Raw genomic sequence first — 15,829 nt, forward strand, 5'->3', positions numbered from 1 at the left:
ATATTCAAAAATAAGGTATGGTTTCTAGAGAACAATAAATGCTTCATTTGATTGTATTACTTTACAACATTGACGATAATAAAATCATATACCCAAAATTAAATATGCTACATTAGTTTTAATGGAAATTTATTTGTATGCATTTGAGAGGAGAGATGAACAAAGAATGGGATGTTCCGAATGTAATACTAATTTTAAACCGTCTATTTTGATAGAGAAAAATGAACAAACATGTAAAACATGTAAGAAAATAAAAGATTTTATTGAGGGTTCTATTAATTCGTCATTTCAAATTTACCATGTTAATTTGCAGAAAAAGTTTAATATGATTGCCCCTACTTTTACTGGTAATGAACTTATATCTATTAATCCTAAATTTATAGATATGGGATTAACAGAGGAAGATATCTTTATTGATATAATAAATTATTTAGGTATAAAGAATACATATTATACAGATAAAAAAGCCATAAAAAATATTTGTAATCGGATTATGGGATTAATAATAGATAAAATAAGTGACTTAATTTGGATTAATCCAAAAGGTTATTTATTAGCTCTTTTAAATGCACTTGAATATACTGTTCACCTAACATTTGTTACAGTAGGATGGCTTAACGATAAAAACAATAATATTGAAGTGGAAGAAATAACTGATAATTTTGGAAGGATGATAATTAAAAGTTTAAAATTTCAAAGGGATTTTAATTTTTTGGGAAATTTTGAGCATATGTATAAAGAGTGGGAAGGTGTATTAAGTTTTGATAAATATGCTTTGGAGTATGGAATTGAAATTGTTACATATTTATCAGGAGAGAAGCAATTAAATGAGGAAAAAGTAAATCCAAATAATTTTGAAAAGCTACTGATAACAATTCGTGCTATGTATACATTATTATATATAAGTGATAATGCTTGTGAGAATAAAGAACTTATTATTGATGAGCAAGGAAATATTATTACTAAAGAAAAAAATAATTACAAGGAAATTTCAAAATTATACGTAGAGTGTATGACAGATAAAAAAATAAGTGACTTAGATGTTGCAACAAGAAATAAATTCAACAGGGTCTGCAAGAAGTATATTGGTATATCGTTAGACGATATTTTTCAAATTATAAATGGTTTGAAGAAGCATTATATTAATTCTGACGAATTTTTAATTGGTAGTATAGATTATTTTCAGAAATTAATAAAACATTTACTTGCATGTTCAGATGACGAAGCGGAAAAATTTTTATTGAATTTAGTGGCTACAAAGAATGATAATTTTGTTTATGCTACCGCTACTTCATTAAGAGATAATAGACCTTTGCGGAAATGTTTAATTTTAATAGAAAATAATAAAGTTATTTGTCCTGTTAGCCTTCTAGAATTCTCATTAATTGGATTATATACGGATATTATTCATGCAACATTACCAGAAAGTGATTTTCAGAAAGAATTATACACTATAGTTAGTAAATATATTCATGAAAAATTTGAATTAGATGTAATGTTGTATCTACAAGAAAATTTTACAGGAGCAATGATAAAGAGGGATATAAAGGAAAATGTTATTCCGAATATTAAAACTGGAAAGGGATTTGTACAATTTTCAGGGCAAATAGATGTTATGATGTTATATAAGGATAAATTATTTATTATTGAATGTAAAGATATAGGACTTAAATATACAGAAAAATCATTATTAAGTGAACTACATAGATTTAGCAAGATTAGTAATAAGTCTTTTCAAGAAAAATTAAATACTAAATCAGCTGAAGTCTATGAAAACTGGGATTCAGTTATTCATTTTTTAGGGGTTCCAATTGGGAAAAAAGTTGAGAGGCATATGCCAATAAGCTTATTTGTGGTAGATACTTTTTCTATTGCTGCAACAGAGAAGAATTTGCCTAATTCAGTTGTACCACTAGCTAAACTAATTGAATGGATAAATTCAAAATATTTATAGATATTAATCATAATAGCCAATTAATCAAAAATTTAAGTGAATGTATAATTTTAAATAGTAATATTTTGTATGTAAGATTGAACAAAGTTTAGCTATAAAAATAAAGTATAAAAGTAATACAAATGTTTGTTTTTACTATTCTACAAGCAATAAATGCCAAACATCCTCTTTATATAAATTTTAAAAATATAATAAGTATTGATGGAAATTATTTGCATGATAATGACAGGCTCTTACTTATTATAATCCTACAATAAGCAATTTGTTAACAAAAATAGTATAGTTAATTATTTACAGTGAAATGAGATAGAGAAATGATACTTTTATATCATTTCTCCATCCTCAAAAATAAAATATCCTTCAAATTTACACCCAAGAGCTTCAGCAATTTGCTGGAGCTCTTTTTCTGAGAAATTATCACGAGAGAGTTTATTGGATAAATTTTGGTTAGTAGTTCCAATTAATCTTGCAAGCTCCGAGATAGTAATATTTTTTCTTTTTATTAAAATACGAATCTTTTCACCCATAGTTAATTGCATGTGATTCACCATCCTTAGATTTAAATATACACTTTTTAATGTGAATTTTCAATAATAAGAAAAATAATTGATGAAATCAAAAGATTTTTCTTGATTACATACATTTATAAGTGTATTATTAAATTAAATAGTGTGAATTAGAAAAACGGGAAAAATTAATTTATAAAGGTGGATGGTAACTATGTGTAAAAGTAAAGTTATTTCTATTGTTAATCAGAAAGGAGGAGTAGCCAAAACTGTAACAACTTTAAATTTAGGATATGCATTAGCAGAAATGGGAAAGAAGGTACTACTTATAGACTTTGATCCTCAGAGTAGCTTAACAGTATGCTTTGGCTATGATAATACGGATAGTATAAAAACAACAATATATAATCTTATGGCAATGGCTATTGAAGAGAAAAGTTTACCTAAAAAAGAAGAATATATTCTTTCAGCAGGAAATATTGATATTATTCCTTGTAGCTTAGAGTTATCAGCAATAGAAATAGCACTTGTTAATGTTATGAGCAGGGAACTGGTTTTAAAATCTATAGTTGATGAAGTAAAAACTGATTATGACTACATTATTATTGATTGTTCACCATCACTTGGAATGCTTACTATAAATGCATTAGCTGCTTGTGATAGTGTAATTATTCCTGTTACTCCTCAATATCTTTCAGCTAAAGGCTTGGAGCTACTTCTTAGGAATATTATAAGAGTTAAAAAGAGAATAAATCCTAGTATTGAAGTTGATGGCATACTGCTTACAATGTACGCAGAAAGAATGAAACTTTCAAAGGAAGTGCTATCAATTATTCAAGAAGCTTATGGAAGTCATATTCACATCTTTGAAATCAAGATACCAACATCGGTAAAGGTTGGAGAAGCAAATATGAGAGGTAAAAGCACCATAGAATATGATCCTAAGAATAAAGTATCCATAGCTTATATGGAATTTGCAAAGGAGGTAGCAGCACTATGAGTGAAAAAAGATTAATGAGTTTAGATGATATGTTTGGAGATACTCAACCTGAAAAAGAAACTAAATCAGGAATAACAGAAATTGAAATAGAAAAACTGGTGTCTTTTAGTAATCATCCTTTTAAGCTATATGAAGGAGAAAGACTAAATGACATGGTAGAAAGTATTAAGGAGTTTGGAGTTATAGTACCTATAGTTGTAAGGACTATAGGTACAAGCTATCAGATCCTATCTGGTCATAATAGAGTTAATGCTGCAAAACTTGTAGGAATACTTAAAGTGCCAGCAGTTATTAAGGAAGGACTTACAGAAGATGAAGCTACTTTAATTGTTACTGAAACAAATACAATGCAAAGGTCATTTTCAGATTTACTTCATTCAGAAAGAGCTGCTGTTATTTATACAAGACATAAAGCTATGGCTAATCAAGGAATTAGAAATGACCTATTAAATGAGATAGAAAGACTTTCTAAATCTAATGAAATCAAGGAGGATGAAACTTTTTCCCCATTGGGGAAAAAGTTAAGAACCCATGAAGAAATAGGAGAAACATATAAACTTTCTAAAAATTCTATAGCAAGATATTTAAGAATTTTCAAGTTAATAGATGAAATAAAAGAGTTTTTAGATAAAGGACAAATATCTATAAGAGCAGGTGTGGATTTATCATATTTATCAGAAGAACAGCAAAATATGATTGTAGAAATTACAGCAGAGAATAACTACAAAATAGATATGAAAAAAGCTGAAGTTATTAGAGATTACTCAGAAAAAGGTAAACTAAATGAAAAAACAGCTTATTCAATTCTTTCAGGAGAAGTTAACAAAAGAACAATATCAAATAAGCCTGCTTCTATGAAGTTAAAGCAAAAACTAATAAACAAATATTTTAAGCCAGAAGCTAAGCAGCCAGAGATTGAAGATATTATTGATAAGGCTTTAAAGCTATATTTTGAAACTCAGGGGAAGGAGGTACTTGATGAGTAGATTAACAGAAGTAAGAGAAATCTACGAAAAAGTAACAGGAATAGTTACAAGCAATAAAAAAGAATGGAAAGAATTCTTAGACTTTGCATCAAAAATTTATAAATATAACTTTGATAATGCAATTTTAATTTATGCTCAAAGACCCAATGCTACTATGGTTGCTAGTATGGAAATATGGAATAAAAAAATAGGAAGGTATGTAAATAAGGGAACAAGAAGTATAGCAGCTTTTGACACCTCAATGCCAACCCTTAAATTAACCTATTTATTTGATGTTAAAGATACCAATGGAGAGCCTCATACTATTCCTAAGCTATGGAAGTTAAATGATGTTATTAGTGAAAAACTTTTAGAAAATATAAATGAAAAATATGATTTAAGTAGCAGTTCTATTGAAGAGTTAATATTAAAGATTACTGATATTAAAGTTAATGAAAGCTTTGATAATATTTTACAAGGTTATGAACAGGATATTAAAGAAACATGGCTTGAAAATTTACCTGAAGAAGGTTTTATAAGTTGTTTTACTCAAACTGTTATTGAAAGTATAAATTATATGGTGGCAAAAAGATGTGGGATACAAGCTTCAAACTTTGATGATGATAATAATTTTAGAATAATAAATCATTTTAATACACTACCATTAACCTTTAGACTTGGAAATTCTGTGTGTAGTATATCTCAGCAAATTCTTAGAGAATTTGAAAGTGAAATATTAAAAATTATAAAAGAGCAAAGGAGCGAAAAAAATCATGAGAGAGAATCTAAACTTAAATTACAAGGAGATAGACGGAATATTTTATCCAGAGATACAAATACCCAAGGACAAGGAAGTAGATCAGAAACCCTTAGGAAAATATGGACAAATGGCAATGAATTATCTAAAGAACAATCATCAGAGCAGATACAGTCTACTTCTAGCCCAAGGGGAATTGATAGAGAAAATGCATCAAGTAAACGAGGAAGCTTATCAGAGGTTAGAAATATTGATGGAGCAAATGCTAAAGACAAATCCAATACAGAATCCAGAAAACACAATGGAGAACTTCAAACACAGGGAAATGATAAAGGAAACAGCAGAAGAGATAGTTCTTCACGAGATAGTATACAAAACGAGATAAAGCAAGTAGATATTTTTGAGCCACAAGCTAGTGGCTCTTTTTTAATGCCTGAAAATAATCATAATGCAGATAAAAATATACAAGATATTAAAGATGAAAAAAGTAAAGTTATTAACAATGAAGAAGATAGGGATACAGATAAAAATTCAACTTGGGAAGATTATAAAAATAAAGCCATAGAAAACTATGAAAGTAATATATTAGGCTGGTTAAATAACAATGAAGTTAATAAAATGACTGAACACAAAGAAAAAGTAGATGTAAAAGAAAAAACTAAGAAAATAAATTACAGATATAGTTTAGAAGATGAAATTGGTGTTGGAGGACTTAAAACTAAATTTAGAAACAATATAGAAGCCATTAAAACATTAAAGGTTATTGAAGAAGAAAATAGATTGGCAACACCAGAAGAACAGAAAATACTTGCTAAGTACGTAGGATGGGGAGGTATGGCACAAGCCTTTGATATTAATAGTACAGGATGGAATAGTGAGTATGCAGAGCTAAAAGCACTACTTACTCCTGAGGAATATGTATCTGCAAGAGCTTCAACACCTAATGCTCATTACACTTCAACTACAGTTATTGAAGGAATATACAAGGCGCTTGAAAGCTTTGGGTTTAAAATAGGAAATATATTAGAACCTTCCATGGGAGTCGGAAATTTCTTTTCTATGCTTCCAGATAGCATGAAAGATTCTAAATTATATGGAGTAGAACTTGATGATATTTCAGGGAGAATAGCAAAGCAGCTATATCAAAAGGCCAATATTAAAATACAAGGCTTTGAGGAAAATAACTATCCAGATAATTTCTTTGATGTTGCTATAGGTAATGTTCCCTTTGGAGATTATAAGCTGCATGATTCTAAATATGATAAACAAAATTTTTTAATACATGATTACTTTTTTGCTAAAGCTTTAGATAAAGTAAGACCGGGCGGAATTATAGCTTTTATAACATCTAAGGGTACTATGGATAAAGAAAACAATAGTGTAAGAAGGTACATTGCAGAAAGAACAGAATTAATTGGAGCAATAAGACTTCCAAATACGGCTTTTAAATCAAATGCTAATACAGATGTTACTGCTGATATTATATTTCTTCAAAAGAGAGAAAGGGTACAAGTTACAGAAGAAAATTGGCTTCATGTATCTAAAACAGAAGATGGAGTTCCTATAAATGAATACTTTCTTGATAATCCAGAAATGCTTCTTGGAAAAATGGTTTTTGACCAGAGAATGTTTGGAGAAGGTAGCAAATACACAGCTTTGGTTAATGATGATGAAAACTTTGATTTAAAAGAAGCTTTGGAAAAAGCAGTAGGTAATTTAAATGCTAACATAACAAGTTTTGAAAGAGAAGAAGTTAATGCAGAAGATTTTATCCCTGCTGATCCTAACATCAGAAACTATACTTACACTTTTATAGATAATCAGTTGTATTATAGAGAAAATGCTGTAATGAGAAAAATTGAAGCTACAGGAAAAACTTTAGAGAGGATAAAAGGACTTCATTCTATAAGAGAAATTACAAGAGAAATAATAGATATTCAAACAAATGGTTGTACATATGAAGAACTAAAAGAAAAGCAGGAAATATTAAATAGAAGATATGATTATTTTATTAAAAGTTATGGATATATAACAGCAAGAACTAATAATACAGCTTTTAGAGATGACAATGATTATCCTCTTTTATGTTCTCTTGAAGTAGTAGATGAAAATAAGAACGTTACAAAAGCTGATATGTTTACTAAACAAACAATAAGACCACAGATAAAAATAACAGAAGTAGATACGGCTATTGAAGCATTAACTGTAAGCTTAAATGAAAAAGGAATAGTAGATTTATCTCTAATGTTAGAAATTTATGATAGCACAAGAGAAAACATTATAAATGAACTTAAAGGTTTGATATTCTTAAATCCTGAAAAATATAATAAAGATGATTTACTTCAAGGCTGGGAAACTCAAGATGAATATTTAAGTGGTAATGTAAGGCAGAAATTAAAATTAGCAAAACTTTATGTGGAAACTAATCCAGAGCTTTTTACTCAAGATGTAGAAGCCTTAGAAAAGGTTCAGCCAGTAAATTTAGAAGCTAGTGAAATTGACATAAGGCTTGGGACAACATGGATTGAAGAAAGTGATATAGAAAATTTTATTTATGAAACCTTAGGAACTCCAAAGTATGCTCAAAACTCAGATTCTCGTTATAGCAGTAATGAAGTAAAAGTGCATTATAATAATTATAATGCTTCATGGGCTATTGAAAATAAAGGAGTAGATGGATATTCTGTAGCTGCAACAGAAACCTTTGGAACAAAAAGACTTAATGCCTATTACATTATTGAAGAAACTTTAAATCTTAGAACTGTTACTGTAAAAGACAGAATAGAAGATGGAGATAATGTAAGGTATGTACTTAATCAAAAGGAAACCATGCTGGCAAGAGAAAAGCAAAATCAGCTTAAAGAAGAATTTAAAAATTGGATATTTAGAGATCCTGACAGAAGAAAGAGGTATGTTGAATTTTATAATGAAAACTTTAATAACATAAGGCTTAGAGAGTATGATGGAACGCATTTAACTTTTCCAGGTATGAATCCAGATATTAAACTTAGGCAACATCAAGTAAATGCTATAGCAAGAATTCTTTATGGAGGCAGTACACTTCTTGCTCATTGCGTTGGTGCAGGAAAAAGTTTTGAAATGATAGCAAGTGCTATGGAACTTAAAAGATTAGGACTTTCTAAGAAAAGCATATTTGTAGTTCCTAATCATTTAACAGAGCAGATGGGAGCAGAGTTTTTACGATTATATCCTTCAGCAAATATTTTAGTTACAACTAAAAAAGATTTTCAAAAGCAGAACAGAAGGAGATTTGTAAGCAGAATTGCTACAGGAGCTTATGATGCCATAATTATAGGACATACTCAGTTTGAAAAGATACCAATTTCAAAGGAAAGACAAGAGAAAATGTTAAATTATCAGATAGACCAAATGACCTATGCTATTGAAGCTACCAAAAGGGAAAGAGGAGAAAACTGGTCTATAAAGCAGATGGAAAAGTTTAAAAAAAGTTTAGAGAGTGAACTTAAAAGACTTCTTGATGAATCAAGAAAGGATGATGTTATAAACTTTGAAGAGCTTGGTATAGACACTATGTTTGTAGATGAAGCACATTATTATAAAAACTGTGCAGTATTTTCTAAGATGAGAAATGTGGCGGGAATATCCAATACAAGAGCTAAAAAAGCAAGCGATATGCTTATGAAATGCCAATATATCCATGAGATTAATGAGGGCCGAGGAGTAATATTTGCAACAGGAACTCCTATTTCAAACTCTATGACAGAAATGTATGTAATGCAGAGATATCTTCAAAACCATGAACTAGAAAGGCGAGGAATACAGCATTTTGATGCTTGGGCAGCAAGCTTTGGTGAAGTAGTTTCATCACTAGAACTTGCTCTAGAAGGTACAGGCTATAGATTTAGAAGCAGGTTTTCAAAGTTTACAAACCTTCCAGAACTTATGACCTTATTTAAAAATATAGCAGATGTTCAAACCGCAGATATGTTAAAGCTACCAATACCAAAACTTAAAGAGGATAAATATATTTTAGTATCTTCAAATCCAAGTGAATTTATAAAATATGAGATGGAAAACTATGTAGAAAGAGCAGAAAGAATTAGAAATGGTATGGTTGATCCCTCTGTAGATAATATGCTTAAGATAACCAATGAAGCAAGACTTTTAGGTACTGATCCAAGACTTATTAATAAAGAGGCTATAAATGAGCCCGATTCAAAGGTTAATAAGTGTATTGAAAATATTTATGAAGAATATAAAAAATCAGAAAGTATAAAAGGAACTCAAATAGTATTTTGTGATGTGGGAACGCCTAATTCAGATGGACGTTTTTCTATTTATAATAGCATTAAAGATGAGCTTGTAAGAAAAGGTATACCTGAAAATGAAATATGTTTTATTCATGATGCTAAAAACGAAGTACAAAGAGAAGAGTTATTTTCAGATATGAGGTCTGGAAATAAAAGAGTAATCATAGGAAGTACACCTAAAATGGGGACAGGAACTAATATTCAAGATAGGCTTATATCACTTCATCATTTAGATTGTCCTTATAGACCTTCTGACATTGAACAGCGCGAAGGAAGAATTTTAAGGCAGGGAAATTTTAATCCAGAAGTAAACATATATAGGTATGTTACTAAAGATACCTTTGATTCATACCTCTGGCAGATTGTAGAGCAAAAGCAGAAATTCATCTCACAGATAATGACTTCAAAATCCGTTGCAAGAAATTGCGAAGATGTAGATGAAACAGTACTGTCTTATGCAGAAGTTAAAGCCTTAGCTACAGGAAATCCGTTAATAAAGGAAAAGATGGATGTTGATAATGAAGTATCAAGACTTAGAGTTTTAAAAGCTGCCTATGATAGTCAAAAATATACATTGCAGGACAACTTTACTTATAAATATCCTAAACTTATTAGTGAAGCTAATAGCCAGCTTGAATGTGTTATTAAGGATATTGGTAAAAGAAATATGGAAGATGGTAAGGATTTTTCAATAATTATAAATGGCAAACTATTTGATGAAAGAGAAAAGGCAGGAACAATGATCCAAAGCCTTTATGTCAAAATACCTAAAGGTGAAGAACTTCATGTAGCAAGCTATAAAGGATTTGAATTAAAACTTAGAAAAAATCTCTTTTATGAAAAGTATGAACTTTTAATTCATGGTAATTTAAAATACACTATAGACCTTGGGGATAGTGCTCATGGAAATATGCTAAGAATTGAAAATGTGTTAAATAATCTTGAAAGTAAAATGGAGAATACAGAAACAAAGATAGAGGAATATAAAAGAAACTTAGAACAATCAAAAATAGAATATGAAAAACCATTTCCTTATGAAGAATCATTAAAAGAAAAGCTATCAAGACAATTTGAATTAAACTCATTACTGGATCTTAATAAAAAAGATGCTGAAGTTATAGTAGATGAAGATGCATTTATGGATAAAAAAGAAGGGGAAAATGAATTTGAAAATGAAGAAGGGATGGTAGTATAAAAAATAAATAAGGCTTGTTATCAAACAGGTCTTTTTATTTTTATTTAAAAAGTTAATAGAAAAAGGTGATATAAATGAATAAAAATAAAGGAATAAATCGAGATAATTATAAGTATTTAAGTGCTCTAATAGCACAGCTTTTGGAACTTGATATGGATACTGAAGAAAAAATAACAGTATATATTGAAAATTATGGTGTAGATAATTTCTTGAAGGACTACGACAAAATGGAATTACCTTATGAAGCTTATGAAAAATTAGAAAATTTAGAGTTAGTCTTAGAGACTCTAAATTACAAGGAAATTAATTTAGATAGTATAGGAGGTGTATTGTAAATGGATAAGAACATGCCATACACCAATACTTTTCTAAAAGGTTTAACCAATTTAACGGGCATTCCTATAAAGAAAATTCAAGAATATGCAAAAGAAAATAATCCTTTTAATATTTTAGAACATCCCAATATAATAGAACCAAATGAAAAGCAACTTCAAAAAATAGGACTTCTTAATGAATTTATAGCATCATATAACTTACTTAAAGCTCATGAAAGTGAAAATAAGATTAAATTTTCAACCCCAGAGAAAGCAGCAGATTATTTTATTCCTCTACTAAGTGGTATAAAGGATAAAGAAAAATTTATGATAGCGTTTTTAGATAATGGAAATAACATAATTCAAACAAAGGTAGTATCAGAAGGAACTGTTTCTCAAGCAGTAATTTATCCAAGGGATATTTTAAAAGAAGCTTTAGCTTGTGATTGCAAGGCAATGATATTAGCACATAACCATCCAGGAGGATCTATTTTACCATCCAATGAAGATAAAGCAATAACACAAAAACTCGTAAATATATTTCAACCATTAGATATTAAAATACATGATCATATTATAGTTGCAGGAGTAAATTACTGTTCTATGGCTGAAAAAGGTTATGTTCCAGCTTCAGTAAATGGAATGGCAGTATATGAACCTATAAAGATGGAGGATAAAAGGATTATAGAGGAAAAACAAAGCTTCAATTCTGAATTAGATGAGGAATTGGAGCTTTAGTTTTTATAGGAGGTAAAAAGCTTATGGAAAGGAAAAAGTTAAAATTTACTGATGATGAAATAGCTCTTGCAAACAGTATAAATATAATAAGTTATGCTTTAAGTTTAGGTTATCCTGTAAAGCAAGTTACTCCTCGTTCCTTTAAAATAGATGGTTATGGAGGATTATATATTCATAGTGATGGTCATAAGTGGAACTGGTTTTCTCAAAATAAAGGTGGTGGAGCCATTCAATTTGTTATGGAAATAGAAAATAAGTCTTGGGTAGATGCTGTAAAAACTCTAATAGGGAAATCAGATGAAATTGTAAAATATATAGCTTCAGAAGTTATTGAAGAAGAAAGCAAAGGCGAGTTTATTCTTCCAGAGAAAAATACTACCTTTAAACATATTTTTGCATACCTTATAAATTACAGGGGTATTAAAAAGGAAATAGTAAGAGATTTTGTTAAAGAACACAAGCTTTATGAAAATAAGTATGGTAGCTGCGTATTTGTAGGGTATGACAAAGAAAATAATCCTAAATATGCAAGTATAAGAAGTACTAATACTACTGGAAAATTTTTTAGATGTGATGTTAAAAATTCAGATAAAGCCTACCCTTTTTGCAAGGAAGGAAAGAACAATACAGTATGTGTATTTGAAGCACCTATTGATTTGATGAGTTATCTTACATTGATTAAGAAGCATAATATATTGAATTTTGAAAATCACTGTATTTCTCTTGGAGGAGTTGCTGATAAAGCTCTTGAATACTATTTAAAAGAAAGTCCTTATATAAATAAAATAATGCTCTGCCTTGATAATGATGAGGCAGGGTATTTTGCATGTAATCAAATATTTAATAAATACAAAGACAAATATGAAATTGTAAGGCATACACCAAAAGGAAAAGATTTTAATGAAGATTTAATAGCTCTAATTACGGATTCAAAGGTAAGAAAAATAAGTGAAAATGAACCTATGTATGGAAGTAATGATTACTCAAATGAGTTTGATGATATAAGTTTTTAGAAAGGTAAAGAGTTCTTTTTTCAATATCCAAGAGGACTGAGCCAAAGCCATGGGCTTGGGGTGAAGGCAAGCTTCCTATTGGTATAGCCAATAGATTGTAAAGAGTGGGGAATCCCCACGCCCTTTTTAAAATAATTTCTTTGCAGAAAGGAGGGAATGGATGAGAAAAAGAAACTTACAGACCAATATTAGAATGACAGAAAATGAAGTGGAACAAATAAAAAAGAAAGCAAAAAGAGCTAATATGACCTTTAGTAATTATGTTATATCTTCTGCATTAAATAAAGAAATTGTTGTTATTGATGGGATAAAAGATTTTACTCACCAACTTTCTAAAGTAGGTACAAATCTTAATCAATTAACTATGCTTTGCCACCAAGGAAAGGTTAGTTGTGCAGACATAGGTGCTGTGAATAAGGTGCTTAAGGAGATATGGGAGGAATTAGTGTGCATTAGAAAATAAGAAATTAAGTTCTTTAAATTATTTGAAATTTAAATATATATGGTATATAATTACAATGTTTAAGAATAAATGAATTTGGTTTATGGTGACTATGGAATAATTTCTCGATAAAATTATAATAAATACACTGGTTATATGAAAGGGTATTAAGTAGACGAAAACTGTTTAATAATATATTGTTTTTAGGGGAAGGGAGGAAAAGTTGTGTTTATACCACCAGGTAAAATCTATATGGAAATGCAAAGTGATTCTTTTGGAATATGGATAACAGAAGTCGAAGGAAACGATTATCCTCATATTATAGCTAAACTTCCAACTAATGTAATTAAATCAATTTATAATGGAGTTGATACATTTTTAAATATAGCAATTTATGAACATCAAGGTCAAAATATTTTAGTATTAGGATTATTTATAATGGATAACCTAAAATATCCTTATAATACATATCAAATTATTAGCAAGGAAAGTGAGGGCAAACTATTTTTGTCGTTGCTTAAAAATAACAATAAAGAGTGGCACATTCATTTTTTTGATGAATTAGCAAGACCTTTAGTTTCATCAGTATGTAATGTTGATAAAATGGAATCTGAAAAGTTACTTTCTACGTTAAATAATTTGATATTATATTATGGAGATGTTAGAAAATTAGATGATGCTATATTTGATAAATATAAAGCGGATATTGAACAAATATTTATAAATAAATTTTTTGAGCCTTCAACGATATTTTATAAATTCAAGTGTGAATTTATATTTAGTAATCCTGTAAATATAATAGGAGTAGGAACAGGAGAGTTTAAAATTGATGATGAAGATGAAGGTGGTGGGTTAGAACAACAAATATTTCAATTGATAGAATCATTATATGGTGATTCAAGAAGTTATAGGTCTCCACAGATTTATAAAAAAGATAAACTAAGAGAATTGACAGATATTTTAGCTTGGGATGAAAAACACATTTGTATAATAGAATCTAAAGTTATGTCTATTTTTAATATTGAATCAGATAGAATTAGTGAACGATTCACTTTAAATATTGAAAAACAGATAAAAAAAGCTTTAAATCAGCTTTGTGGAGCAACAAAGAGTATAAAAAGAAATGAAACTATTTTTAGTCAATTAAATAATATTATTAAAATTCCAAATGAATCAATTGAAACAATACATTGCATAGTAATTATTTCAGAGATGTATCCAAATTTGAATTGGAATGACTGGGCACTCAAGTTAATAGAGATTAATAATAAATATAAAATAATGATTCATATTATTGATCTAGAGGAATTGCATAAATTGATTGTTAGTAGTAAAAATCCAACTGAAATTCGTATAAGTTTACTTTCGAGATGGAATAAAATGCTAGAAGTGAAAAGTGCTTTTATCAGAGGAAAACTAAGAACTAAAAAATAGTTATATGATGGTTAATATTTATAATGGCAAATTATGAAGAAAACAATGTAATGTTAAAAAAAATAATTTGCAGTTTATATATTTGTGCAAAGTAATTTAAAAATTTACTAAGACTCAAATAAGTCAAGACTTTATAATAGATTGATAAGTACAATAATGAGAATTAATAGAATCTGTGATTTGTAAGCAAATCAACAGATTTTTTTAATTATAAAAAAGTGAAAAGGGTGAAGCTATGGCTGTAATTGAATTTATTAACGGTTCAAATAATACCTATAAAGGTATGAAAAGAGCTATAAATTATATAAAGAATCCTCTAAAGACATCAGAAAATTTAATAGGAGGAAAAGATTCCTCATTAGATACAGCTTATGAAGAGTTTGTTATGACTAAGCAGAATTTTAATAAAGAAAAGGGAAGGCAGTTTATACATTTTATTCAGTCATTTTCACCTAATGATAAAGTTACACCAGAAATTATAAATGAGATAGGTAAAAAGCTTTTAGAGCATGAAGTTTTTAAAGATTTTCAGGTGGTATATGCAACTCATACAGATAAAGAACATATTCATACTCATTTTATTGTTAATTCAGTTAGCTTTACAAAAGGACATAAGTGGCAACTATCAAAGGAACAATTAGAAAGTTTAAAGGAATACTCAGATGAATTATGCAAAGAATATGGTCTTATTGTTGTTGATGGAGAAAAAGGAAAGCATAAGAATAGAGGAGAATACAGAGCAACTGATAAAAAACAAAGTTGGAAATACGAGCTGTATCTTGCAGTGAAGCATTGTAAATGGTGCAGTAGAAGTAAGGATGAGTTCATAGAAAATATGAATAAGCTTGGTTATAAAGTTGATTGGACAGATGAAAGAAAATATATAACTTTTACAACTGCTGATGAAAAAAAGTGCAGGAATAGAAAACTATATCCACCAGAACAATTTACAAAAGAAGCACTTCTTAAAGCTTTTGAATTAAATAGACAAAAGGCTGATAAAATGCAACTTCAAGCAAGAATGGAATTGTTATTGACAGCGATTGAAATGATTTCTAATGACAAAAGTAATAATTATAATTACCATTTACCTTTGACTGTTCTTGAAGGACAAGCAAAGAAGGAAAGAGTTATTGAGGAAACTAAAGGAAGGGGACTTGATTGGGAAAATGGAAAAGATATGTAGAAAACTTATGGATTTAGATAATTTGTCATGATA

Annotated in this window: 11 protein-coding genes; 10 read left to right on the forward strand and 1 reads right to left on the reverse strand. The window is 28.9% G+C overall.

Features of this window, described 5'->3' with window-relative positions:
• The first annotated feature begins 166 nt into the window (after positions 1 to 166).
• Positions 167 to 1,954 (forward strand): hypothetical protein, encoded by a 1,788-nt coding sequence (locus QOZ93_RS03985; RefSeq protein WP_307355178.1) that lies wholly within the window; start codon positions 167 to 169, stop codon positions 1,952 to 1,954.
• A gap of 323 nt (positions 1,955 to 2,277) precedes the next feature.
• Here QOZ93_RS03985 and QOZ93_RS03990 read toward each other — a convergent pair whose 3' ends face one another.
• Positions 2,278 to 2,493 carry a helix-turn-helix transcriptional regulator gene (locus tag QOZ93_RS03990; protein ID WP_307355179.1) on the reverse strand — a complete coding sequence of 72 codons (216 nt, stop codon included), beginning with the start codon at positions 2,491 to 2,493 and terminating at the stop codon, positions 2,278 to 2,280.
• Positions 2,494 to 2,674: 181 nt separating this feature from the next.
• On the opposite strand from QOZ93_RS03990, the gene QOZ93_RS03995 reads away from it, so the two are divergent.
• From QOZ93_RS03995 to QOZ93_RS04035, 9 genes are all read left to right on the forward strand, one after another.
• Positions 2,675 to 3,460: a ParA family protein gene (locus tag QOZ93_RS03995; RefSeq protein ID WP_307355181.1), complete on the forward strand. Its 786-nt coding sequence runs from the start codon at positions 2,675 to 2,677 to the stop codon at positions 3,458 to 3,460.
• Positions 3,457 to 4,446, forward strand: a complete 990-nt coding sequence (locus QOZ93_RS04000) for a ParB N-terminal domain-containing protein (RefSeq protein WP_307355182.1) — start codon at positions 3,457 to 3,459, stop codon at positions 4,444 to 4,446. Before QOZ93_RS03995 ends, QOZ93_RS04000 begins: the two co-directional genes overlap by 4 nt.
• Entirely contained in the window at positions 4,439 to 10,669 is a 6,231-nt protein-coding gene (locus QOZ93_RS04005; RefSeq protein WP_307355183.1) for a DEAD/DEAH box helicase family protein, read from the forward strand. Before QOZ93_RS04000 ends, QOZ93_RS04005 begins: the two co-directional genes overlap by 8 nt.
• 74 nt (positions 10,670 to 10,743) lie before the next feature.
• The gene (locus QOZ93_RS04010) at positions 10,744 to 11,004 is read left to right on the forward strand and encodes a hypothetical protein (protein ID WP_307355184.1); all 261 of its coding nucleotides are present in this window, start codon (positions 10,744 to 10,746) and stop codon (positions 11,002 to 11,004) included.
• Positions 11,005 to 11,721, forward strand: a complete 717-nt coding sequence (locus QOZ93_RS04015) for a JAB domain-containing protein (protein WP_307355185.1) — start codon at positions 11,005 to 11,007, stop codon at positions 11,719 to 11,721. It begins immediately after the preceding gene.
• A 23-nt stretch (positions 11,722 to 11,744) separates the two neighbouring features.
• The gene (locus QOZ93_RS04020) at positions 11,745 to 12,734 is read left to right on the forward strand and encodes a DUF3991 and toprim domain-containing protein (RefSeq protein ID WP_307355186.1); all 990 of its coding nucleotides are present in this window, start codon (positions 11,745 to 11,747) and stop codon (positions 12,732 to 12,734) included.
• Between the two features lie 160 nt (positions 12,735 to 12,894).
• Positions 12,895 to 13,197, forward strand: a complete 303-nt coding sequence (locus QOZ93_RS04025) for a MobC family plasmid mobilization relaxosome protein (protein WP_307355187.1) — start codon at positions 12,895 to 12,897, stop codon at positions 13,195 to 13,197.
• Positions 13,198 to 13,401: 204 nt separating this feature from the next.
• The gene (locus tag QOZ93_RS04030) at positions 13,402 to 14,610 is read left to right on the forward strand and encodes a hypothetical protein (RefSeq protein ID WP_307355188.1); all 1,209 of its coding nucleotides are present in this window, start codon (positions 13,402 to 13,404) and stop codon (positions 14,608 to 14,610) included.
• A 235-nt stretch (positions 14,611 to 14,845) separates the two neighbouring features.
• Positions 14,846 to 15,796 (forward strand): relaxase/mobilization nuclease domain-containing protein, encoded by a 951-nt coding sequence (locus QOZ93_RS04035; RefSeq protein ID WP_307355189.1) that lies wholly within the window; start codon positions 14,846 to 14,848, stop codon positions 15,794 to 15,796.
• Positions 15,797 to 15,829 lie beyond the last annotated feature (33 nt).

The sequence above is a fragment of the Hathewaya limosa genome, assembly GCF_030815255.1.
Classification (GTDB): Bacteria; Bacillota; Clostridia; order Clostridiales; family Clostridiaceae; genus Hathewaya; species Hathewaya limosa.

Coding starts and splice junctions, on each gene's coding strand:
- QOZ93_RS03985 (WP_307355178.1), top strand. CDS start 167: ATGGGATGTTCCGAATGTAATACTAATTTTAAACCGTCTATTTTGATA.
- QOZ93_RS03990 (WP_307355179.1), bottom strand. CDS start 2,493: ATGCAATTAACTATGGGTGAAAAGATTCGTATTTTAATAAAAAGAAAA.
- QOZ93_RS03995 (WP_307355181.1), top strand. CDS start 2,675: ATGTGTAAAAGTAAAGTTATTTCTATTGTTAATCAGAAAGGAGGAGTA.
- QOZ93_RS04000 (WP_307355182.1), top strand. CDS start 3,457: ATGAGTGAAAAAAGATTAATGAGTTTAGATGATATGTTTGGAGATACT.
- QOZ93_RS04005 (WP_307355183.1), top strand. CDS start 4,439: ATGAGTAGATTAACAGAAGTAAGAGAAATCTACGAAAAAGTAACAGGA.
- QOZ93_RS04010 (WP_307355184.1), top strand. CDS start 10,744: ATGAATAAAAATAAAGGAATAAATCGAGATAATTATAAGTATTTAAGT.
- QOZ93_RS04015 (WP_307355185.1), top strand. CDS start 11,005: ATGGATAAGAACATGCCATACACCAATACTTTTCTAAAAGGTTTAACC.
- QOZ93_RS04020 (WP_307355186.1), top strand. CDS start 11,745: ATGGAAAGGAAAAAGTTAAAATTTACTGATGATGAAATAGCTCTTGCA.
- QOZ93_RS04025 (WP_307355187.1), top strand. CDS start 12,895: ATGAGAAAAAGAAACTTACAGACCAATATTAGAATGACAGAAAATGAA.
- QOZ93_RS04035 (WP_307355189.1), top strand. CDS start 14,846: ATGGCTGTAATTGAATTTATTAACGGTTCAAATAATACCTATAAAGGT.